The organism is Megasphaera cerevisiae DSM 20462 (assembly GCF_001045675.1).
In the GTDB taxonomy this organism is placed as follows: Bacteria; Bacillota; Negativicutes; order Veillonellales; family Megasphaeraceae; genus Megasphaera; species Megasphaera cerevisiae.
The window spans coordinates 1-21,487 of record NZ_LEKT01000040.1; the positions used below are offsets into that span (position 1 = coordinate 1).

General features: G+C 46.4%; 19 protein-coding genes and 1 pseudogene. 18 read left to right on the plus strand and 2 right to left on the minus strand.

Going from position 1 to position 21,487, the window contains the following annotated elements:
• Window positions 1–235: pseudogene (locus AB840_RS17855) on the plus strand (IS1634 family transposase); the annotation flags it as partial.
• Here AB840_RS17855 and yfcE read toward each other — a convergent pair.
• Window positions 227–580 carry a phosphodiesterase gene (gene yfcE, locus AB840_RS10770; protein WP_053078166.1) on the minus strand — a complete coding sequence of 118 codons (354 nt, stop codon included), beginning with the start codon at window positions 578–580 and terminating at the stop codon, window positions 227–229. The pseudogene AB840_RS17855 and the gene yfcE overlap by 9 nt on opposite strands.
• Before the next feature lie 24 nt (window positions 581–604).
• The gene (locus AB840_RS10775) at window positions 605–1,246 is read right to left on the minus strand and encodes a sugar O-acetyltransferase (RefSeq protein ID WP_048514854.1); all 642 of its coding nucleotides are present in this window, start codon (window positions 1,244–1,246) and stop codon (window positions 605–607) included.
• Between the two features lie 207 nt (window positions 1,247–1,453).
• Here AB840_RS10775 and AB840_RS10780 point away from each other — a divergent pair, with 207 nt between their 5' ends.
• The 17 genes from AB840_RS10780 to ftsZ all read left to right on the plus strand — a co-directional run bounded on the left by AB840_RS10780 (window position 1,454) and on the right by ftsZ (window position 21,467).
• Complete coding sequence (locus AB840_RS10780) at window positions 1,454–2,410, plus strand: L-lactate dehydrogenase (RefSeq protein WP_048514855.1); 957 nt, start codon at window positions 1,454–1,456, stop codon at window positions 2,408–2,410.
• A gap of 150 nt (window positions 2,411–2,560) precedes the next feature.
• Window positions 2,561–3,685 carry a DUF362 domain-containing protein gene (locus AB840_RS10785; RefSeq protein WP_048514856.1) on the plus strand — a complete coding sequence of 375 codons (1,125 nt, stop codon included), beginning with the start codon at window positions 2,561–2,563 and terminating at the stop codon, window positions 3,683–3,685.
• A 134-nt stretch (window positions 3,686–3,819) separates the two neighbouring features.
• A complete protein-coding gene (locus AB840_RS10790) occupies window positions 3,820–4,467 on the plus strand; it encodes an HAD hydrolase-like protein (RefSeq protein ID WP_048514857.1) in 648 nt (215 codons plus the stop codon).
• Between the two features lie 27 nt (window positions 4,468–4,494).
• The gene (locus AB840_RS10795) at window positions 4,495–7,419 is read left to right on the plus strand and encodes an insulinase family protein (protein WP_048514858.1); all 2,925 of its coding nucleotides are present in this window, start codon (window positions 4,495–4,497) and stop codon (window positions 7,417–7,419) included.
• Window positions 7,420–7,431: 12 nt separating this feature from the next.
• Complete coding sequence (gene gluQRS / locus AB840_RS10800; RefSeq protein WP_048514859.1) at window positions 7,432–8,391, plus strand: tRNA glutamyl-Q(34) synthetase GluQRS; 960 nt, start codon at window positions 7,432–7,434, stop codon at window positions 8,389–8,391.
• Window positions 8,392–8,657: 266 nt separating this feature from the next.
• Window positions 8,658–9,098 carry a division/cell wall cluster transcriptional repressor MraZ gene (gene mraZ, locus AB840_RS10805; protein WP_048514860.1) on the plus strand — a complete coding sequence of 147 codons (441 nt, stop codon included), beginning with the start codon at window positions 8,658–8,660 and terminating at the stop codon, window positions 9,096–9,098.
• A gap of 8 nt (window positions 9,099–9,106) precedes the next feature.
• Complete coding sequence (rsmH, locus tag AB840_RS10810; RefSeq protein ID WP_048514861.1) at window positions 9,107–10,039, plus strand: 16S rRNA (cytosine(1402)-N(4))-methyltransferase RsmH; 933 nt, start codon at window positions 9,107–9,109, stop codon at window positions 10,037–10,039.
• Between the two features lie 43 nt (window positions 10,040–10,082).
• Window positions 10,083–10,463 carry an FtsB/FtsL family cell division protein gene (locus AB840_RS10815; RefSeq protein WP_048514862.1) on the plus strand — a complete coding sequence of 127 codons (381 nt, stop codon included), beginning with the start codon at window positions 10,083–10,085 and terminating at the stop codon, window positions 10,461–10,463.
• 74 nt (window positions 10,464–10,537) lie between these two features.
• A complete protein-coding gene (locus AB840_RS10820) occupies window positions 10,538–12,034 on the plus strand; it encodes a UDP-N-acetylmuramoyl-L-alanyl-D-glutamate--2,6-diaminopimelate ligase (protein ID WP_048514863.1) in 1,497 nt (498 codons plus the stop codon).
• Between the two features lie 2 nt (window positions 12,035–12,036).
• Window positions 12,037–13,410, plus strand: a complete 1,374-nt coding sequence (locus AB840_RS10825; protein ID WP_048514864.1) for a UDP-N-acetylmuramoyl-tripeptide--D-alanyl-D-alanine ligase — start codon at window positions 12,037–12,039, stop codon at window positions 13,408–13,410.
• A gap of 5 nt (window positions 13,411–13,415) precedes the next feature.
• A complete protein-coding gene (mraY, locus tag AB840_RS10830) occupies window positions 13,416–14,381 on the plus strand; it encodes a phospho-N-acetylmuramoyl-pentapeptide-transferase (protein ID WP_048514865.1) in 966 nt (321 codons plus the stop codon).
• Window positions 14,382–14,423: 42 nt separating this feature from the next.
• Window positions 14,424–15,788: a UDP-N-acetylmuramoyl-L-alanine--D-glutamate ligase gene (gene murD, locus AB840_RS10835; RefSeq protein ID WP_048514866.1), complete on the plus strand. Its 1,365-nt coding sequence runs from the start codon at window positions 14,424–14,426 to the stop codon at window positions 15,786–15,788.
• Between the two features lie 36 nt (window positions 15,789–15,824).
• On the plus strand, window positions 15,825–16,964 hold the full coding sequence (gene murG, locus AB840_RS10840) for an undecaprenyldiphospho-muramoylpentapeptide beta-N-acetylglucosaminyltransferase (protein ID WP_048514867.1): 1,140 nt from the start codon (window positions 15,825–15,827) through the stop codon (window positions 16,962–16,964).
• Window positions 16,965–16,968: 4 nt separating this feature from the next.
• Entirely contained in the window at window positions 16,969–18,357 is a 1,389-nt protein-coding gene (gene murC / locus AB840_RS10845; protein ID WP_048514868.1) for a UDP-N-acetylmuramate--L-alanine ligase, read from the plus strand.
• A gap of 1 nt (window position 18,358) precedes the next feature.
• Complete coding sequence (locus tag AB840_RS10850) at window positions 18,359–19,297, plus strand: D-alanine--D-alanine ligase family protein (RefSeq protein WP_048514869.1); 939 nt, start codon at window positions 18,359–18,361, stop codon at window positions 19,295–19,297.
• Window positions 19,298–19,318: 21 nt separating this feature from the next.
• Window positions 19,319–20,269, plus strand: coding sequence for a cell division protein FtsQ/DivIB (locus AB840_RS10855; protein WP_234984926.1), 951 nt, complete (start codon window positions 19,319–19,321; stop codon window positions 20,267–20,269).
• Window positions 20,270–20,438: 169 nt separating this feature from the next.
• Window positions 20,439–21,467, plus strand: a complete 1,029-nt coding sequence (gene ftsZ / locus AB840_RS10860; RefSeq protein WP_048514879.1) for a cell division protein FtsZ — start codon at window positions 20,439–20,441, stop codon at window positions 21,465–21,467.
• Window positions 21,468–21,487: the final 20 nt, after the last annotated feature.

Consider the following 21,487-nt stretch of genomic DNA (forward strand, 5'->3'; position numbering starts at 1 on the left):
GGATGGCAAAATTTTTGTTACATTTGTTGCGTTGATTCTTATATCGTATCTGGATCAGAAAATGAAACAGGCAAATTTATATAAAAGTTATACATTACATCAGATGCTTGACAAACTGGATGTGATTGAATGTTTCGAAGACGCAGGGCATTCGTTGCGTATTGGCGAGCTTTTAGATAAACAGAAAAAAATTTATGAGGCACTCGGTGTTAAGATGCCAACCTCGTCATGTTAAATCGAGAATCCAGGTTGTATGGAAATGATGGCCGTGGGTGGCAAAAATAGTATACTCTTCCGTGCATAGCAGTGCATACTCTGCTAAAATGGGGAAATCCAGCATCATTTGATCCACTTCGGCATCACAATTTCCCCGTACGCAGAGTACCTTGTCCTGTACGGTATTCAGCAAGGCAGCTACTTCCTTGGGAGCGTAGGCTTCGGGCAGATCATTACGCGGGCCGTGATACAGTATATCGTCCAGAAGAATCAGCTTATCGGCTTTTTCAGCTGCAAAACGACACAGCATATCCCGACAATAACGGGCTGATCCATGTATGTCTGATGCGATCATTATATTCATAAGCAACTCCTTTCGCATATCTTATTACGTCAGATTGTATTTGAAATGTTTCGCATCCTCCGGCAGGATGAGATGTTTTTTACTGTCGTTTTCCGTAATCGGCCGTATCGCCCGGCAGGGATTGCCGTAGGCCAGGTAATTATCGGGAATGTCCTTGGTGACAACGCTGCCAGCTCCGATGACGGCATTGCTGCCAATATGGACACCCCCCAGTACAGTGACATTGCAGGCCAGCCATACGTTGTTTCCGATATGAATTTCCCGGGCATATTCGGCCATGGTCATATTTCCCTGCTTATCAAGACCAAGACGCTCCTGCGGCAGTAAAGGATGATTTGTCGCCATAAGGGATACGTTGGGGCCGAAGCAGACGTTGTTGCCAATGTAAATGCGAGCATCATCCATGATTGTGAGATTGAAATTCGCAAAAAAATTTTCACCGATAAAGGTGTGGCAGCCGTAGTTAAATTGGATGGGACCTTGAAAGTAATACGTGTCTCCGATAGCGCCGATACATTCTTTAATAATCGGCAGGCGCTGGGGATCATATTCGTCCAGCTGATTGTAGCGGCGGCAGGCGCTGTGGGCTTTGTGCTTCATGTCCACGAGAACTTGGCTGCGGTTATTGAACATGTGGCCGGAAAAAATCTTTTCTTCTTCTGTCATAGGGCACCTCGCTTTATAAAAGTATGGGTTACTGTTATGGTATCATAAGGCGGGAAAAGAATATATATACTTTTTAAAATATGATCTATTTATGGTAAAAAAATATAAGAAATTATAATTTACAAGAATACCTATTGATGATATTATAGAATATAAATTTATGTACTAGTATGTAGATTATTTTAAATTTTGGAAAAGAGGGGTTGTATGACTATCAAGAAAAGAGTTGTCGGCGTGATTGGATTGGGCCATGTCGGAGCGCATGTCGCATTTGCGCTGGGACTGATGGGAATTGCAGATGAAATCAAGCTTTGTGACAAAAATGAAGAGAAAGCAATCAGTGAACGGCAAGATTTGATGGATGCTGTTATGTTTATGCCGCACCGTGTCAATTATATTATTGCTGATTACGCGGAACTGGGTGATTGTGACATTATTGTCAATGCTGCCGGCAACATTGATCTTTGTGCTACGGGCAACCGGGATGACGAAATGGAATTTACGGTCGTACAGGTTGCGGATTACATTCCTAAGGTGATGGCTGGCGGATTCCACGGCATCATTGTCAATATTACCAATCCCTGTGATGTGATTACCGATTTGATTGCCAAGCTCAGCGACCTGCCTAAGGGACATGTTCTTGGTACGGGAACCGGACTTGATTCGTCCCGCCTCATCAGTGCGATTGCACAGCAGACAGGTTTGGACCATCATTCTTTTTCGGCTTTTATGCTGGGAGAACACGGCAATTCGCAGATGGTTCCATGGTCGGCTATTAAATTTGCCGGCAAGCCGCTGCATGAATTGGAAAAGGATCCGCGCTTCGTTTTTGATCAGGAAAATATTAAAACCAAAGCCATTAAAGGCGGCTGGGTTACGTACAGCGGCAAGCATTGCACGGAATACGGCATTTGCACGACAGCGGCAACTATTGTGCGTACAATTCTTCATGATGAAAAGAAAATTATGGCAGCCAGCGTTCCTTTTGATGGTGAATATGGTGAAACGGGAATTTTCTGCGGCTGCCCGGCAGTCATAGGTGCTAATGGCATCGAGCAGGTTATGGAATACCATTTGCCGGAAAAAGAAAAAGCAGAGTTTAAACAGTGCTGCGATACGATTCGCAATAATATTGCCCGCGCTGAAAAGCTGTGGAAGAAATAATAATACTAATAATACTAATAATACATTGTATCAGACTGGCAGAACGGACGGTTTCTTCGGAAGCCGTCCATTTCTTGACTTATAGTGCACTCCAAATGGTACAATACCATAGTACGCATTATATTTATGAGATATAACAGGAGGTCTAATATGAAAAAAGCAAAGGTATATTTTACGGATTTTCGCTGTCCTGTAGGTACGAATCATTTGATGAAGCTGACGCGGCTTTGCAAGAGAGCCGGCATAGAAAAAATTGATTTTGAAAAGAAATTCACTGCTATCAAAATGCATTTTGGTGAATTGGGCTGTCTGGCGACTTTACGCCCCCAATATGTCAAGGCCGTAGCCGATCTGGTAAAAGACTTGGGCGGACGGCCTTTTTTGACGGACTGCAATACCTTATATCCGGGTAGCCGCAAGCATGCGCTGGAACACATGGACTGCGCTAATTTGAATGGGTATAACACCATTACGACCGGGTGTCAGATCATTATTGGCGATGGCCTTCGCGGTACGGATGAAGTGGAAATTCCTGTTAAAAATGGTGAATATGTACAGTACGCCAAGATTGGCAGAGCGGTGATGGATGCAGATGTATTTATTAGTTTAGCTCATTTTAAAGGTCATGAAATGACCGGCTTTGGCGGCGCCATCAAAAATATTGGGATGGGCTGCGGCAGCCGTGCCGGAAAGATGGAGCAGCATTCGTCGGGAAAGCCGTCTGTTCAGGTGGAACTTTGCCGGGGCTGCCGCCGCTGTGCTTTAGAATGTGGTTCTGATGCCATAACCTATGAAGGTAATAAGGCCCATATTCATGAGGAGTTGTGCAAGGGCTGCGGCCGCTGCATCGGTGCTTGTGCCTTTGATGCCATACAGTCTGTACAGAGGGATGCCAACGATAAGCTGGACTGTAAGATGGCGGAATATGCGATGGCTGTCTGTCAAGGTCGTCCGGCCTTTCATATCAATATGGTCATGGACATTTCACCCAATTGTGACTGTCACGGCGAAAATGACGCGCCTATTCTGCCCAATGTGGGCATGTTTGCATCTTTTGATCCGGTGGCTTTGGATCAGGCTTGTGTCGATGCCTGTATGAAACAGACACCGCTGCCTAATAGTCAGCTGTCAGATCACCTGTCGCAGCCGGATTGGCAGTGTCATCATGATCATTTGTTGGACAACAATCCGAATGTCAATTGGGAGTCTACACTGCTTCATGCTGAAAAAATAGGTCTGGGCAGCAGAAATTATGAATTAATTACAGTGAAATAACAGGATACTGAAAACGGCAATCACGTACCAAACGTGGGCTTGCCGTTTTTTTTTGATGATGGCTGCACTAGCCGAGGTCAGGTAAACATGCTATTATTATGTAGTGACTAACTATACGCTATAGGAGGGTTTCAATGTATAAATACGTGTTATTTGATTTGGACGGCACCTTGACGGATTCTAAAGAAGGAATCATTAAGTCTGTTGCATATGCATTGCACCAATTGGGGGAAACTACAGAAGGACGGCTGGATCAGCATGTCGTTGTAGGACCGCCGCTGCTGACGACCTTTCGGGAGGTATATGGATTTTCCGATGAAAAGGCTAAACGGGCATACGGTTACTTTCAGGAACGGTACAGCACGCTGGGTAAGTTTGAAAATCGGGCGTTTGACGGTGTTGTGCCGATGCTGAGGCAGTTTGGCGACAAGGGTATCCGGTGCTTTGTGGCCACGTCCAAGCCGCAGGTTCATGCGGAAGCTATTTGTCAAAAATTTGGAATTGCCCCGTATGTGGAAAAAATAGCCGGGCCGGCTGTCGGCGGAACCGACAGCAAGGCAGATATTATGAAGCGAATACTGACCCATATCGGCACGGTTCAAACGGGAGAGGCTGTTATGGTTGGTGACCGGCGTTTTGATGTTATCGGCGCCAGGATGACAGGGATGCCGGTTATTCTAGTAGGATTTGGATATGGTAACGAAGCGGAACGTCAGGAATTTCCGCCGGATATTTTTGTTGAAACGGTAGAAGATCTGAAGCAGACTATTCTTCAGTATTGATATATGTACATAGGAAACGAGGGATATATGTTGAATTTAAAAGAAAATACGGTATTGCACGGGTTTCATGTAGACCGTGCGGTATATGTAAAAGAAATAGACAGCCAGGCGTATGAAATGCATCATGAACAATCAGGCGCCAAGGTGCTGTATCTTAAAAATAGTGATGATAATAAAGTGTTTTCCATTTCTTTCCGGACAACGCCGTCAGACAGTACGGGCGTGCCTCATATCTGCGAGCATTCGACTCTTTGCGGCTCCCGTAAATTCCCGTTAAAGGAACCGTTTGTGGAATTGGTCAAGGGTTCGCTCAACACCTTTTTGAACGCCATGACCTTTCCTGATAAGACGATGTATCCTGTGGCCAGCCGCAATGCCATGGATTTTAAAAATCTTATGGACGTGTATCTGGATGCCGTTTTCTTTCCGAATATGCTAAAGGATGAACAGATTCTCATGCAGGAGGGCTGGCATTACGATATGGATTCGCCGGAGGCTCCGATGACGTACCGCGGTGTCGTATATAATGAAATGAAAGGTGTTTTTTCATCTCCTGACTCACTTCTGGAGCGGCATATTATGGAAAATCTCTTTCCCGATACGACTTATGGCGTCGAATCAGGCGGTGATCCTGACGATATTCCCAATCTGACACAGGAGGCATTTGCCGCATTTCATGCTACTTATTATCATCCATCCAACAGCTATATTTTTCTGTATGGCGATATGGACATTGATGCTACGCTGGAATTTATCGACAGTGAATATTTAAGTCATTTTACCAGGGAGAATATAGATTCGGCCATTGGGCGGCAGGCTTGCCCGGGCAGTATCGTGCAATCTTATCCCTATGGGATTGCTACAGATGAAAAAAGCGATCATAAAACACTGCATAGCTTGACCTATGTCGTGGATGATGCGCTGGATCCGACACTGGGACTGGCATTCAAGGTGCTCACCTATGTCCTGTTGCTTTCGCCGGCGGCGCCGCTGAAAAAAGCGCTTATTGATGCCGGTGTGGGCAAGGATATTTCAGGTGATTTTCAGGATGGCCTGTTGCAGCCTTTATGGGGAATTTCTATCAACGGCTCTGATCCGGATAAACAGGAAAAAATCCTGCATATTGTACATCAAGTACTGCATCAGATTGTGGCAAAGGGAATTGATAGAGATCTGCTCACAGGGGCGCTGAATCGGATTGAATTTTCACTTCGTGAAGCTGATTTTGCCGGACGTCCTAAGGGACTTATTTACGGTATCCGCTGCATGGATACATGGCTCTATGGCAAAGATCCGCTGGAACCGCTGGCTTATGAACAAGCGCTGCAGGTATTGCGCAAGGGGATTGCAGGAAATTATTATGAGCATATTTTGCAGACTTATATTCTCGACAATCCTTATTATGCCCTCGTTTCTCTTATTCCGGAACAGGGTTTGACGGAAAAGCATGATAAGGCACTGGCAGATACCCTGGCGGCATATAAGGCATCATTGACAAAGGAACAAATTCAGGCGGTGGTAGAAGCCTCGCAGGCTTTGAAGCAGCGACAGGCCTCGCAGGATTCGCCGGAGGCGCTCCTGACGATTCCCACACTGTCCCGTAAGGATCTGGAGGTCAGGGCGGAGGACATTGAAATGCATGAAGAGGACGCAGCAGGTGTTCATATTTGCTATGTTCCTGATTTCACGAATGGTATTACCTATGTCAATGCTTATTTTGACTTGCATGGAGTAGAAACGGCAGATATTCCGTATATTTATCTTCTGAGTGATCTTATCGGAGATATGGATACGACGGTGCATAGTTACCGTGAATTGGCTTCCTGCATTGATTTGTATACCGGTGGGATCGACTACGCGGTTTCCGCGTTTTCCGACCGTACTGATAATACGAAGTATGTGCCTGTATTTCGGATCAAGGCCAAAGTGCTGAGCCAAAATCTGAATAAACTCATGACGCTGCTAAAGGAAATTTCCATGGATACGATATTTTCCAATACCGAACGGCTTACAGAGCTGATTGAAGAAACCAAGGCCGGCTGGGATATGGATGCCTTCCGTCGGGGGCATACAGTTGTTATGCATCGTGTATTGTCCTATGTGTCGCCAGTAGAAAACTTCTGCGATGCCGGAGAATTATCTTATTATGATTTTATCAGCGATATTGCCGCTCGCATTCGAACAGATGCAGAACAGATAGGCGCTCGCCTGACTGCAGTTATGAAGAAAATTTTTACGCAGGCTGCACTGACTGTTGAAATCACTGGCAGCCAGGCGGATAAGACTGCTGTGCTTTCCTTTTTGCCGCAATGGACCGCTGTCCTGCCAGCGGGAAGGAAAAGCAAAAGCCTGTGCCGGTTTGATGTAACGCAGAAAAATGAGGGAATCATGACGAGCGGCAAGGTGCAGTATGTGGCCAAGGGCGGTAATTTCCGGGCTCACGGCTACGAATATACGGGCGTGCTCATGGTTCTCGATACGATTCTGCAGTATGGGTATTTGTGGACCAAAATCCGGGTTCAGGGGGGCGCGTACGGGGCGTTTACCCGTTTTTACGATAATGGCGATATGGTATTTTGTTCTTATCGTGATCCGAATTTGGGAAGCAGCGTTGCGGCATATGATGGGCTGGCCGATTATTTGGAACATTTCGACGTATCCGACAGAGAGATGACGAAGTATGTCATTGGTACGCTAAGCCGGATTGATGTCCCGCTGACGCCGTCCTTACGGGGAGATAAGGCTATGAACCGCTATTTTACGAAAACGACGCAAGCGGTAGCACAGGCGCGGCGTGATCAGCTTCTGGCGGCTTCTGCTGCAGATATTCGCGCGATAGCGCCGATGATCCGGGCGGTCATGGCAGATAACAATATTTGTGTCATGGGCAGTGAGACACAGATTCGAAAAGAAGCGGCGCTGTTCCGTGAACTTATATCGCTGCCGGACTAGGTCGTGATAGTCATGCGGGGACGATTTGCACCGAGTCCTACCGGGTATATGCATTTAGGAAATGCATGGACGGCCTTTCTATGTTGGCTACAGGTGCGTCAGGCTGGCGGCGTGCTGGTCCTGCGTATAGAGGATGTTGACGAACAGCGGTCGAAGTCTTATTTTGCGGCAGCCGTATTGGAAGATCTGGCCTGGCTGGGCCTGGCATGGGATGAAGGGCCGGATATCAGCGGTGCCTATGGACCGTATATACAGCAGGAGCGGTACGGTAAATATCGTGTGGTACTGGATCTGCTGCGATCCAGGGGGATTCTATATCCCTGCTACTGCAGCCGTGCCCGGATTCAGTCTGTCAGCGCGCCGCATGCAGGGGAACACGCTATATATGATGGGCATTGCTTTGGCATGGGAACGGCTGAACGGCTGGCAATGACTAAAAAACCTTCATGGCGTGTTCATGTGCCGGCGCAGGATATTTCCTTCGTGGATGGCATATATGGGCGGCAGCGCTGTTTTTTGCCAACTGCCTGTGGTGACTTTGTTGTGCGCCGTGCCGACGGCCTGTATGCATATCAGCTTGCGGTGGCGGCAGATGATGGTGATATGGCCATTACCCACGTTTTACGGGGCCGGGATTTACTGTCTTCGACGGCGCAGCAGATCTGGCTTATGCAGCTTGCCGGCTGGACAGCGCCGCAGTATACGCATGTGCCGCTTCTCATAGATAGCCAGGGCCGGCGGCTTTCTAAGCGGCAGTACGGGATTTCTATCCGACAGCTCCGCAGCAGCGGGCTGGATAGTCAGAGCATTCTTTCGTATATGGCGTATAAAGGCGGCCTGGTACGCCGGGCTGCTCTGTATACGCATGAAGAACTGGTACGACAGTGCCGGCTGACTGATATCCGGACTGATGATATCGTCATTGATGACGATGTGGAATCGGCAATCCATTTGATGCGCCAGCCTTTATAAAAGACTGGCGCCGATACCATTCCGGTCTTGCTTCCGGAGAGAAGGCCGGGAGACGGTTTACTGCGCAGATAAAACAGTTTAAATAGAAAACGATACAGCACATCAGAAAATATATTTCTGATGTGCTTTTTTTTATCTGTATGGCATGCAGAATCTTCTTTTTTTATGTTTTTTTAACGCCTTTTCATTTAGTGCGGTATATTTGTTGTAATAAAGTGTGGAAATGTGGTAAAATGTGGTGAAAAGTGAAAGGAGGTGACAGCTAAATGTTTATGGGTGAATATTCACATACAATTGATGTAAAGGGCCGCGTGATTTTACCGGCTAAGTTTCGTGATGAATTGGGTATGAATTTCGTAGTTACCCGTGGACTGGAGGGCTGTCTCTCCGTATATACGATGGATTCATGGCTGCATCTTGCCGATGCAATGAAAAAATTGAAGGCGTCGAAGGAGAATGTCAGGGCCTTTAAACGCTTTGTTTTCGGCAGTGCGGCAGAAGTGGAATTTGACAAGCAGGGACGTATATTGATTCCTGGTACATTGCGTGAATATGCTCATTTAGAAAAAGAAGTCACGGTGCTGGGGACAGGCGATAAAATTGAAATTTGGAACAAGGATGCATACGAAACATATGCTGCCAAAATTGTCCCAGATATGGAAGAAATAGCAGAAAGCATGGATGAAACACTGGATCTTGAGTTTTAGGAGGCATTATGGAATTTCATCACGTCAGCGTTCTTCGTAAGGAAACGATTGATAATATGATTACTGATCTCCATGGCGTATATGTAGATTGTACGCTGGGTGGCGGTGGACATTCCCGGGCATTGGCCGACAGATTGGCAGATGATGCTGTGATTATCGGACTGGATCAGGATGCTGATGCTGTTGCGGCAGCAACGGCACAGCTTTCTCAGGCAAAATGCCGGCATATTTTAGTGCAACGCAATTTCAGTCAGCTGGAGCAGGTATTCCTTGAATTGGGGATTTCCGAGGCAGATGGGATCATGTTTGATTTGGGTGTATCCAGTTATCAGCTGGACACTCCTGAACGGGGCTTTTCTTATATGCAGGACGGTCCGCTGGATATGCGTATGGACAGGAGTCGGGGCAAAAGCGCGTATGATGTCGTCAATACATATAGTCAGGAAGAACTGTATCGCGTTATTCGGGAGTATGGAGAAGAACGGTGGGCCAAACGGATTTCTGAATTTATTGTTGCCGGGCGTTGTGAAAAAGCTATTGAACGAACCGGGGATCTCGTCACAATTATAAAGAAGGCAATTCCGGCCGGTGCTCGTAAGGATGGGCCGCATCCGGCTAAGCGGACTTTTCAGGCTATCCGGATTGAAGTCAACGACGAATTGGGGATTTTAAAAAATGCGCTGGAGTGCGCCGCACAGCATTTGAAACCAGGCGGACATATTTGCGTGATTACGTTCCATTCGCTGGAAGACCGCATTACAAAGCAAACTTTCAGATTACTGGCGACAGATTGCATTTGTCCTCCTGACCTTCCCGTATGCGTTTGTCATCATCACGCGATATTAAAGGCGAAAAATCGCGCAATTTCACCATCTGATGGGGAACTTAACGAGAATCCAAGAGCACGTAGTGCCAAGCTTCGTGTTGGTATTCGCAAATGATTGAAAGTCTATTATTTAATTATTCGATAGGATGTGTTATAATATGCTGGCCAGAAAATTAGAATATATGCATTATGAAAGCGCCCGGACAATTCCTGCCGGACAGATGAAAATTGCAGAACGCTATTTTATGCGGCATATTATGAGGACGCTCACGATTGTGGGGCTGATTGGTTTTTTCTTGTTGGTATATATTGCGCTGTCTGCCGCAAAGACAAATTACAGCTATACGCTCATGCAGGAAAAGCGGCAGGTACAGCAGCTGCAGCGTGAAAACGATAATTTACGTGTCGATATTGCCAAGCTGGAAACGCCGGAACGAGTGTATACAACAGCTACAAAGAATTTGGGAATGGTTGCGCCGGCATACGTTCTGTACGGCCCGTCTAAGAAACAGACGGCGGCAGAATACAAAGGTCGATAAATATTTTACATCAGCAGCCTTTGGTAAAGGCTGCTATTGTTGTTTATTTTAGCAGTAAAATGAGGAGGATTAGCATGAAGACAATAAGCGAACTTTGCAAACAAATTAAAGGTATATATAATATTGATGGCAGTGCTGATATCGCAATTACCGGTATTTCTTCGGATTCTCGAAATGTAGAAAAGGGGTATCTGTTTATTTGCATTTCCGGTGTACACGTGGACGGAGCTGAATTTGCCGGACAAGCTGTCGAAAAAGGGGCAGCGGCTGTTTTGACGACGAAGCACCTGAATCTTCCTGAAGGAGCTGTTCAGATCATGGTACCGGATATCCATCATGCGTTGGAGGACATGGTGCCATATTTTTACGACTATCCTGGTAAGAAAATGCGTATGATCGGAGTAACGGGGACAAACGGAAAAACAACGACGACTCATATTATCGCGCATATTCTGAGGGCTGCCGGATATCATGTCGGTGTGATCGGCACGATTCATGCTCTCATTGATGACGAAGAATTGCCCATTCACAATACAACGCCGGATATTATCGAGCTGCAGCATTTTCTGTCTTTGATGCAGCAGCAGGGCATGACACATGTTGTTATGGAGGTTTCGAGTCATGCGCTGGCTCTGAATCGTGTGGCTGGCATTGAATATGATACGGCTGTGTTTACCAATTTGACACAAGATCATTTGGATTTTCACAAGACAATGGAAAACTATGTTGCCGCGAAGGCTAAATTATTTCAGAGCCTGTCTCGGGATGAACAGGTTAAGAATAACAAAACCGCTATTGTCAATATTGATGATCCCTGGTCCGGCAGTATTCTGAAAGCCTGCCAATGCAAGGTTCTGACATATGGGGTGGAAAAGGACGCAGATTTGAAAGGATCAGATCTGAAAGTTGAATTAAAAAAATCATCTTTTGATGTGTGCGGTCCTTTTGGCAGTGTGCATCTGAATATGCATATTACGGGACTTTTCAATGTTTACAATACGCTGGCAGCTATCGGGGCGGCGCATGCTGAGGGCGTAAATACGGAAACCATTGATAAGGCGATTCAGACCTTTCATTCTGTGCCGGGCCGTTTTGAACTCGTGGAAGCCGGACAGGATTTTGCTATTGTTGTCGATTATTCGCATACGCCGGACAGTTTGGAAAAAGCTTTGCTAACGGCACGTGCTATGCATCCAAACCGTATTTTAGCGGTGTTTGGCTGCGGCGGAGACCGGGATCGGACGAAGCGGCCTATTATGGGACGTATTGCAGCCGAACATGCCGATATTCCTATTGTTACCTCAGACAATCCGCGCTCTGAAGATCCTGATGCTATTGTGGCAGAGGTGGAGGCCGGTGTAAAAAAGGGCATCAGGCCGGGACAGCATCATGAAGTCATTGCAGATCGCCGCAGTGCGATTCGGCGGGCTGTTGAACTGGCTCAGGCCGGAGACATTATTGTGATTGCTGGTAAGGGCCACGAAACGTATCAGATTTTAAAAAGCGGCACTATTCATTTTGATGACCGAGAAGAAGCCCGCAATGCGGTACTGGCTTTAAAGGAGAGATAATTATGGCAGCATTTACGATTCCGGAAGTAGAACGGGCAACAGAGGGCAGGCTGTTGTTTTCTGTTTCACCGGGTCTGAATTTTTCCCAGGTAGATACAGATACACGAACTATCGAAGCAGGCTCTTTGTTCGTTGCCCTCAAGGGAGAAAATTTTGACGGGCATAATTTTATCCGCCAGGCGGTTGAAAAGGGTGCTGCCGGGGTTATTGTCTCAGAAGAACGGGAGGAGTATGCACAGATCCCGGCTGCCGTGTTTTTAGTGCGGGATACACGCAGGGCGTATCAGAATCTGGCTCGATTTCATCGCCGCCGGTTTGCCATCCCCGTTATTGCAGTAACAGGATCTGTAGGTAAAACTTCAACTAGAAATATGATTTCTACCGTTCTTTCACAAAAATTCCGCGTGCTGCAAACTGAAAAAAATTTCAATAATGAAATTGGACTGCCCCGTACGCTACTCCAACTTACCTCGGAATATGAGGCCTGTGTCGTGGAAATGGGCATGCGTGGTCTGGGACAGATCGCTGAACTGTCCGCGATTGCCGAGCCTACTATTGGCGTTGTGACCAATGTTGGAAAAAGTCATATTGAACTGCTGGGCTCACAGGAAAATATAGCGAAGGCTAAATGTGAGCTGGTTCAGTCACTCAATGAAAACGGCATTGCCGTTTTGAATCAGGATGATCCTTTTGTGGCAGCTATGGCTGATGCATGTAAAGGAAAGGTGGTTGGCTATGGAATCGAAAGCAATGCTCCTATCCGAGCTGACAGGGTTGTGTGCAATGAGAAGGGAATTCGCTTTACCTGCCGCTGCTTTGACCAAATGTTTGAAGCACATGTAGCCGGTATTGGTGAACATAATGTATATAATTCGCTGGCTGCCGTTGCGGTAGGGCGCATTGTGGGCCTCAGCGAATATCAAATGCAGAAGGGACTGGCGGAATATAAAGGAACTGCCATGCGTCAGGAATTGCTGCGCATGGGCCCGTATACCTTTATCAATGATGCCTATAACGCCAATCCGGCGTCTATGACAGAGGCGGTTCGTTCACTGGCTCTTTTGACGAAAGGGCGGAAACTGCTTGTTCTCGGAGGCATGCTGGAACTGGGGGACTGGACACAGCAGGAGCATGAAAAAATCGGCAGGGAAATAGCGGAAGAAGGAATGGATATCCTTATCACGTTAGGTGAACCTGCCGGATATATTGCGGCGGCTGCCCGGCAGAGCGGCATGAAAAATGTATACACTGTGACTACGCATGAAGAGGCGGCGCAGCGTCTGCAATCTGTTATCAAACCGGGTGATACCGTCCTCGTTAAAGGGTCGCGGGGATTTAAAATGGAGAAAATCCTGCCATATTTCGAAAGGAAGTAATGTGAATGTTAAATACGCTGATTTTTGGATTTGCTGTCAGCTTAATCATTGCGTTGATCCTGGGTCCGGTCATTATCAGAGAGCTGAAAAAATTTCATGCCCGTCAATCAGAGCGGGCAGAGGGACCGGAAAGCCATAAATACAAAGCAGGTACGCCTACCATGGGTGGTATCCTCATTTTGGCGGCCCTCGTCGTATCCTGTCTAGTGTTCAATCCGATGGATCTGCGTAAAGGGTTGGCATTATTTTTGACATTGGGGCATGGTGTGATAGGATTTCTTGATGACGGTATCAAGGCGGTGAAACGCCGTAATCTAGGTCTGACGGCAAAGCAAAAACTTCTCGGTCAATTTATTATGGCTGCGGTGTTCTGTTTTATCCTGAAAGAATTTCTGCAATTTCCTACCACGTTGTGGATTCCGTTTACTTCCTGGAATATTGATCTGGGATTTTTTTACTATGTATTCGTGTTTATCATGATAGTCGGCACCAGTAATGCCGTCAATTTGACGGATGGCTTGGATGGTCTGGCTGCAGGTTCCTGTGCTATTACCTCTGTTGCCTACGTTGTCATTTCTGTTGCCTTGGGATATAGTAATTTTGCCATATTCAGTGCCGCTCTTACAGGCGCCTGCCTGGGCTTTTTGTTTTATAATCAGCATCCGGCTAAGATGTTTATGGGAGATACAGGTTCGTTGGCCTTAGGCGGCGCATTGGCTGCTATGGCTATTTTGACCAAAACGGAATTACTGCTGATCATAGCAGGGGGCTTGTATGTGATTGAGGCACTGTCTGTTATTATACAGGTTGTTTCCTTTAAGACGCGGGGGGTGCGAGTTTTTAAGATGAGTCCCATCCATCATCATTTTGAATTGTCAGGATGGAGTGAAGTAAAAGTAGTTACTGTATTTTGGAGTTTTTCTGCTATGATGGCGATATTTGCTATCGTTGTTGTTCTGTCAACTAAATAATAAATTGTTTGTTCATTTGTACGCACAAAGTGGGTGTTTGTAATGAGTATAATGGATTTTTCCGGAAAAAAACTTTTGGTCATCGGCGCTGGCATCAGTGGAAAGGCGGCGTCTTTGGCACTTGTCAAGCATGGCGGCACAGTCGTGCTCAATGATCTGCGTCCGGTTGATGTCACCGAGTTTCCCTGGCCGGACATGGCTGCAAAGGGTGTACGACTTGTTTTCGGCAGTCAGGAGGAATCTCTTTTGGATGGCGTGGATATTGTTGTGCCGTCACCTGTTATTTCCCCGGAAATCCCCATTATGAAAGCGGCTGTCAGCCGTCATATTCCTATATGGAGTGAAGTGGAGGTTGCCAGCCGACTTACGAATGCCGATATATTAGGTGTCACAGGTACTAATGGCAAAACGACGACGACGACGCTTTTAGGTGAAATCATGAAGTCTGCCGGCCGGCAGACTGTTGTTGGCGGCAATATAGGGATTGGTCTTTCTGAACAGGCTGAGGATTTGCCGGCCGGCTCTGTCGTTGTAGCAGAGCTATCTAGCTTTCAGCTTGAATTTACGCAAACGATGAAAACCAGGGCCGCGGTGATTTTGAATATTACGCCAGATCATTTGGACCGCCACCATACAATGGAGGCTTATGCAGCTGCGAAGGAACGAATTTTTCGTAATCAGGACAAGCATGATTGTGCTGTGTTAAATTATGATGATGACCGGGTACGGAAGATGGCCGGCGATATGACCGGAACTGTTTGGTATTTTTCCACTCAGGAAGAAGTGCCCGTCGGGGCATTCAGCAAAAATGAGGAACTTGTTCTTCGGATGCAGGGGAAAGATACACTCATTTGCAAAGAACAGGACCTGCACCTTTTTGGCAAGCATAATATTCAAAATTGTCTGGCGGCAGCCTTGATGGCTTATGCTGTTGGTACACCGGTTGATATTATCCGGGCTGTTCTGAAGAACTTCAAAGGGGTGGAGCATCGTCTGGAAAAAGTACGAACTATTCATGATGTTGTGTATTATAACGATTCCAAGGCGACGAATACAGATGCAGCTATTAAGGCGCTGCAGGCTTTTTCTGGGCATCTTATTCTTATTGCCGGCGGACATGATAAAATGACACCTCTTGACGACTTCATGAAATTGGCAGCTGAAAAAGTAGATACACTGATTTTGATCGGTGCTGCGGCAGATCGGTTTGAAGAAGCGGCAAAAAAAGCAGGAATTACCGATATTCGCCGTACTGGATATAGTATGGAAGGGGCCGTTATGCTGGCTCGCAGTATTGCGACGGCACCACAGTCCGTTTTATTGTCACCGGCTTGTTCCAGCTTTGATATGTATGATAATTTCGAACAGCGCGGACGTGTGTTCAAAGGAATAGTAAACGCAATATAGAAAAAATGAATTTGATTTGAGCAGGGAGGAAAGAACATGCGTCGAGTGATTATTTCCGGAGGCGGAACAGGCGGACATATCTATCCAGCAATTACGATTGCCAGGGCAATTGCTGAGATAGAGCCGACAGAATTTCTCTATGTCGGTTCTAAAACAGGCCTGGAAAATACATTAATTCCAAAGGAAGGATTACCTTTTGTTACCTTGGATGTGCGGGGGCTGGAACGCAAGCTTTCTTTTCGTAATTTTATTACGTTAGGGAAGACCGCTGCCAGTTTGATTAAGGCGGAAGCGATTATACATCGATTTAAGCCGGATGTGGTCATCGGTACAGGCGGCTTTGTGTGCGGACCTGTCCTGCTGGCTGCCAGCTTGAGCGGCATTCCCACTCTTGTACAAGAACAAAATGTCATCCCGGGAGTCACCAATACGATTCTGAGCAAATTTGTCAATCGTATTGCCTTGGGATATCGTGAAGCGGCGGGCCGTTTTAAGAATAAAGATGTCCTTGTGTATACTGGCAATCCGGTGCGCCAGGATATTCTTACCGTATCGCGTGAGGAAGGACGGGGTGCTTTAGGGCTGGAACCCGATAAATTTACTCTACTGGTTGCCGGCGGCAGCCGCGGTGCCCGCAGTATTAATACAGCAATGATTGAGGTACATAAATATTTTAAAGATATTGATGATATTCAGATTCTTCATATCACGGGAGATCATGAATATGATCGGGTGATCAAGCAGCTTGACGGCATAGACAGAAAGGGCCGGTATGGGCAGGGAAGCCGGATTATTCCGTATCTTCATGATATGCCGGCAGCATTGGCAGCTGCTGATTTGGCGGTATACCGAGCCGGTGCCGTAGGTTTGGCAGAACTTGCGGTGCGGGGGGTGCCATCTATTTTAATTCCCTATCCTTATGCGGCAGAGGATCATCAGCGTTATAATGCGCAGGCTCTTGTCATGTGCGGGGCGGCTAAAATGATTCTTGATAAAATGCTTACGGGAAGAGATCTTCTGGAAGAAATTCTTCATTTGAAGGAAAACCCGAAGGCACTGGAAAATATGACGAAAGCTAGTAAATCGATGGGCAAGCCGCAGGCGGCACGTGCTATCGCCGAACTGGCCTTGTCTATTGCGCGCCGGCGTAATGCGGACGCGAAGAAGGGTGTGTAAGAGTATGGTAAATCTCGATAACGTAAAAAACATTCATTTTATCGGCATTGCCGGTGCAGGCATGAGAGCAATTGCTAATATTTTTATGGAAAAGGGATATCATGTATCCGGGTCGGATTTAAAACAATCGGCTGTTACGGATCGTTTTGCCGGACAAGGCGCACGTATTTGCATTGGCCAATGTGCTGAAAATCTTCAGGATGCGGAGGTAGTGGTGGTTTCGTCGGCAATCCGGGACAATAATGCTGAAGTGGTTGAAGCGCGGCGCCGGCATATTCCGGTAATACATCGTTCTGATGCACTGGTGCATATTATGAGCTGGGGAAAAGGGATTTCTGTTGCCGGGGCGCATGGAAAGACGACAACATCTTCCATGTTGGGACAGGTTTTTGAGGAGAGCGGTATGGATCCAACCTTAGTTATCGGCGGTGAGGTCGACTATCTGCACAGCAATTCCATTTTAGGCCGGGGCGAGTATGTGATTGCCGAAGCTGACGAAAGCGATGGGACCTTTTTGAAACAAAAACCGTATATTGCCGTCGTCACCAATATTGATGCGGATCATATGGATCATTACGGGTCTCTGGATAATGTCATTGAGGCTTTCAGGGAATTTATTCAGAAACTGGATACGGAAGAAGGCCTTGCCGTACTTTGTTTTGAAAACGATAAAATCCGTGACCTGGCCCCGCATTTGAAACGAAAATATGTAACCTATGGAATTGAGCAGCCAGCAGATTATCAGGCTGCGAATCTTCATTATATCCAGGGGAAACTCCATTTTGATGTCTATTTGCATCAGAAAATGCTGGGAGCTATGCAGCTGAATGTGCCTGGGCGGCACAATGTGCTGAATGCTCTGGCAACGACGGCGGTGGCGCGGGCCTGCCGGATTCCGTTTGAAAAAATTTCCTTAGCTCTTTCTCATTTTCATGGTGCCAAACGTCGGTTTCAGACGAAGGGTTTTGTGGGAGATGTATGGGTTGTCGATGATTATGCGCATCATCCAACGGAAATCAATGCGACACTTACGGCCGCCCGTGATATGGGTACACATCGTGTAGTGTGTCTTTTTCAGCCCCACCGATACACAAGGACAAAGCTGCTTCTCCGTCAATATGGCAGGGCTTTTATTCAGGCAGATAAACTGATTGTGACGGATGTTTACAGTGCTGGTGAGGATCCTATTCCGGGAGTTTCAGGACAATTGATTGCTGATAAAGTCAAGGAAATGACAGGGCAGGACGTAACCTACATCCCGGATAAGAATGATTTGGTTCGTTATTTAAAAGAAAATTCCCGACCGCTCGATTTGATTATTACAATGGGCGCCGGAGATATTTATCAGGTCGGCGAACGATATCTTGCCGCAGCAAAGGAAATGGAGCCGTAAAATGGAAGATATGAAAAACAAAAAAATCGCTGTTATCGTAGGAGGGCCTTCGACAGAAGCAGAAGTCTCGCGCAATACCGGTACTGCCATTGCCAATGCGCTGGAACATAAGGGCTATCATACGGAAATGCTTGAGCTCGTACCGCATCGTTTAGCAGATGAATTGAAGAAAAAAAATATTGATGTCGTATTTAATGCCCTTCATGGACGGTATGGCGAAGACGGGGTTCTTCAGGGAATGTGTGAAATGATGGGAATGCCTTATACCGGTCCGGGTGTAATGGCCAGTGCCGTTGGAATGAATAAGGTTATCAGTAAATGCGCCTTTCAAGGTGCCGGTATTGCTACCGCTCCTTTTGCGTATTATTTTGCATCACAAGGCCTTGACGGGATTACGGAAAATATTATAGAACAATTTGATTTTCCTGTGGTTATTAAATCAGCCGGACAGGGTTCTACGATCGGGACGGTTGTGGTTCGCTCACCAGCCGAAATACGGGCGGCTTTGGAAGAAGCTTTTATATATGGAAAGTCAATTATTGCCGAAGCTTTTATTGACGGTGATGAATTTACTGTAGCGGTGATGGATGATGTGGCATTTCCCATTATTCAGATTGTTCCCAGTACGGGAAAATATGATTATTATGCCAAATATACTCCGGGGGTGACACAGCATCTCTGTCCGGCGCCTATATCCGGTGAATTGACGGAACATATGCAGAATTTGGCTTTAAAGGTATTTCATTTATGTCATTGCAGCGGTGTGTCTCGTGTCGATTTGATGACTGATCGGGAGGGGCATCCTTTTGTTCTGGAAATCAATACGGTTCCGGGCATGACGGCGACCAGTCTTGTGCCGGATGCGGCAAGAGCCATGGGACTTTCTTTTGATGATTTATGTGAAAAAATTTTGCTGGAAGCTTCTATCGGTAAATTTTAATATATTTTTAGATGGGATTATATGATGAAGAAAGAAATACATGACAGATTTTTGTTTTCACCAGATATAAATTCACATTCGTCGAGGCAGAAACAGGCAGTGTCTCATCCTGAAACCGGTGATGTATTTATTCCTCCTCATCTTGAAGATGATCCGCTTTATGTATCGGACCTGGAACAGCAGGAGGGTTCACGGGAAGAAGAACGGCGGCTTGTTCACCGTATGGTTCGCGGAGAAAAACGGGAAAAAATACGAAAAAAAAAGCGCAAAAACAGACAACGGCGCCTTTGGGCAATCGCCGCGGGATTGATTGTTTTTCTTTTATGGCTGTTTTTTCGACTGGCGCCCGTTCCTTTTGGAGCACTTATTGTAGATGGCAATGATGCCATGTCCTTTGAAGACGTATATCGTGCCTGCGGGGTAGGCGATCATGTGAATGTTATTCAGCTGGCTCCAGATAAAATTCAGGAACGGCTTCAAAAGGATTTGCGTATTGCTGACGCTCGTGTCGAACGGGAATTTCCGGCTACTATCCGCATTACTATGAAGGAACGCAAAGCGGCTGCTGTTATTACGACTATGTATGGATTTGCATATATAGATCAAACGGGTACGGTGATCGAACTGGGTCCGCAGATCAAAGGCGTATCTGTTCCGATCATAACCGGCAAAAAGGTGGATACTCTTTTATTGGGTGATACGATAAGCGACGGACCCATCCATGCAGCTATGGATTATTTGCAGGCTCTGCCGCCATATATATTGCAGACCATTGCGGAAGTAAATGTGGGAAATCCCAATCAGGTTATCGCGTATACAAGTGATTCTTTGCCTATCCATTTGGAAAAAGGAGATAATCCGTTAGAACGGGCCGCGATTACAGAAGAGCTTCTGCAGGAAGTGAAAAATAATAATTTATCGGTACAGTACATTGATACAGATGTTAAGGCCCCGCGGGTAAAGAATAAATAAATATGCTCCTCAGAAGCATCAGGCAGGTTGGCATAGTGTCAGCCTGCTTGATGCGGTACGGGGAAAGTTTTTTAAAAAGATGTAGATAATTTTTCGGATATAGTGTAAAATGATATAGAATCCTATCTGCACAGATGTGTTAAACGAGGTTTAAGGAGGAAGAATGGATATGGCAGAGTTTGCGAATATAAAGGTAATTGGTGTCGGTGGAGGCGGTAATAACGCGGTCAACCGTATGATAGAAAGCGGTTTGCAGGGAGTCCAGTTCATTTCTGTAAATACGGAAGATCAGGTATTGGAAATATCCAAGGCTGATGTTAAAATCCAAATTGGCGAAAAACTGACACGTGGTCTCGGAGCTGGTGCCAATCCTTCTATTGGAGAACAGGCCGCTCTTGAAAGCAAGGAAGAAATTATCAAAGCTCTTCAAGGGGCTGATATGGTATTTGTTACTGCCGGTATGGGCGGCGGTACGGGTACGGGAGCTGCTCCTATCGTTGCAGAATGTGCAAAGGAAATGGGGGCCTTGACAGTTGCTGTTGTTACCAAGCCATTTTCCTTTGAGGGAAAACGCCGTAAGGAACAGGCTGAAAAAGGCGCTGCTTATTTAAAGGAAAAAGTAGATACGATCATTACGATCCCAAATGATAAATTGCTTCAAATTATTGATAAAAAGACGCCTCTTAAGGACGCGTTCCTGGTAGCCGATGACGTGCTTCGCCAGGGGGTACAGGGGATATCCGATTTGATTACGACAACAGGACTGATTAACCTTGATTTTGCTGATGTGAAGACGATCATGGCCGATCAGGGCGAAGCTATTATGGGTATTGGTGTAGGTTCCGGTGAAAATCGTGCTGTCGAAGCCGTTGATGGGGCTATTCACAGTGCGCTTCTGGAAACAGGGATTGATGGAGCGCAGAGCATTCTGCTCAATGTTACGGGCGGGCCGGATATCAGTCTGTATGAAATCAATGAAGCAGCTGAAAAAATCGCGGAAGCGGTGGATCCGGATGCTAATATTATTTTTGGTTCCGTTATTGATCCGGATATGGAAGACTCTATCCGCATTACCGTGGTTGCTACGGGATTTGGCAGGGAACCATCTTCCATTCCTTCCTTTGGTCAGAATGGCAGTGCAAAAGCCGGTGATTCCAAGGAAACAAGTGGCGTGGAAATTCCTACGTGGATGAGATAAGCAGCAAACGAAAAAGCGGA

What these genes read in the sequence shown, in the direction of transcription:
- yfcE (WP_053078166.1), bottom strand. Translation starts at nt 580, where the DNA reads ATGAATATAATGATCGCATCAGACATACATGGATCAGCCCGTTATTGT.
- AB840_RS10775 (WP_048514854.1), bottom strand. Translation starts at nt 1,246, where the DNA reads ATGACAGAAGAAGAAAAGATTTTTTCCGGCCACATGTTCAATAACCGC.
- AB840_RS10780 (WP_048514855.1), top strand. Translation starts at nt 1,454, where the DNA reads ATGACTATCAAGAAAAGAGTTGTCGGCGTGATTGGATTGGGCCATGTC.
- AB840_RS10785 (WP_048514856.1), top strand. Translation starts at nt 2,561, where the DNA reads ATGAAAAAAGCAAAGGTATATTTTACGGATTTTCGCTGTCCTGTAGGT.
- AB840_RS10790 (WP_048514857.1), top strand. Translation starts at nt 3,820, where the DNA reads ATGTATAAATACGTGTTATTTGATTTGGACGGCACCTTGACGGATTCT.
- AB840_RS10795 (WP_048514858.1), top strand. Translation starts at nt 4,495, where the DNA reads ATGTTGAATTTAAAAGAAAATACGGTATTGCACGGGTTTCATGTAGAC.
- gluQRS (WP_048514859.1), top strand. Translation starts at nt 7,432, where the DNA reads ATGCGGGGACGATTTGCACCGAGTCCTACCGGGTATATGCATTTAGGA.
- mraZ (WP_048514860.1), top strand. Translation starts at nt 8,658, where the DNA reads ATGTTTATGGGTGAATATTCACATACAATTGATGTAAAGGGCCGCGTG.
- rsmH (WP_048514861.1), top strand. Translation starts at nt 9,107, where the DNA reads ATGGAATTTCATCACGTCAGCGTTCTTCGTAAGGAAACGATTGATAAT.
- AB840_RS10815 (WP_048514862.1), top strand. Translation starts at nt 10,083, where the DNA reads ATGCTGGCCAGAAAATTAGAATATATGCATTATGAAAGCGCCCGGACA.
- AB840_RS10820 (WP_048514863.1), top strand. Translation starts at nt 10,538, where the DNA reads ATGAAGACAATAAGCGAACTTTGCAAACAAATTAAAGGTATATATAAT.
- AB840_RS10825 (WP_048514864.1), top strand. Translation starts at nt 12,037, where the DNA reads ATGGCAGCATTTACGATTCCGGAAGTAGAACGGGCAACAGAGGGCAGG.
- mraY (WP_048514865.1), top strand. Translation starts at nt 13,416, where the DNA reads ATGTTAAATACGCTGATTTTTGGATTTGCTGTCAGCTTAATCATTGCG.
- murD (WP_048514866.1), top strand. Translation starts at nt 14,424, where the DNA reads ATGAGTATAATGGATTTTTCCGGAAAAAAACTTTTGGTCATCGGCGCT.
- murG (WP_048514867.1), top strand. Translation starts at nt 15,825, where the DNA reads ATGCGTCGAGTGATTATTTCCGGAGGCGGAACAGGCGGACATATCTAT.
- murC (WP_048514868.1), top strand. Translation starts at nt 16,969, where the DNA reads ATGGTAAATCTCGATAACGTAAAAAACATTCATTTTATCGGCATTGCC.
- AB840_RS10850 (WP_048514869.1), top strand. Translation starts at nt 18,359, where the DNA reads ATGGAAGATATGAAAAACAAAAAAATCGCTGTTATCGTAGGAGGGCCT.
- AB840_RS10855 (WP_234984926.1), top strand. Translation starts at nt 19,319, where the DNA reads ATGATGAAGAAAGAAATACATGACAGATTTTTGTTTTCACCAGATATA.
- ftsZ (WP_048514879.1), top strand. Translation starts at nt 20,439, where the DNA reads ATGGCAGAGTTTGCGAATATAAAGGTAATTGGTGTCGGTGGAGGCGGT.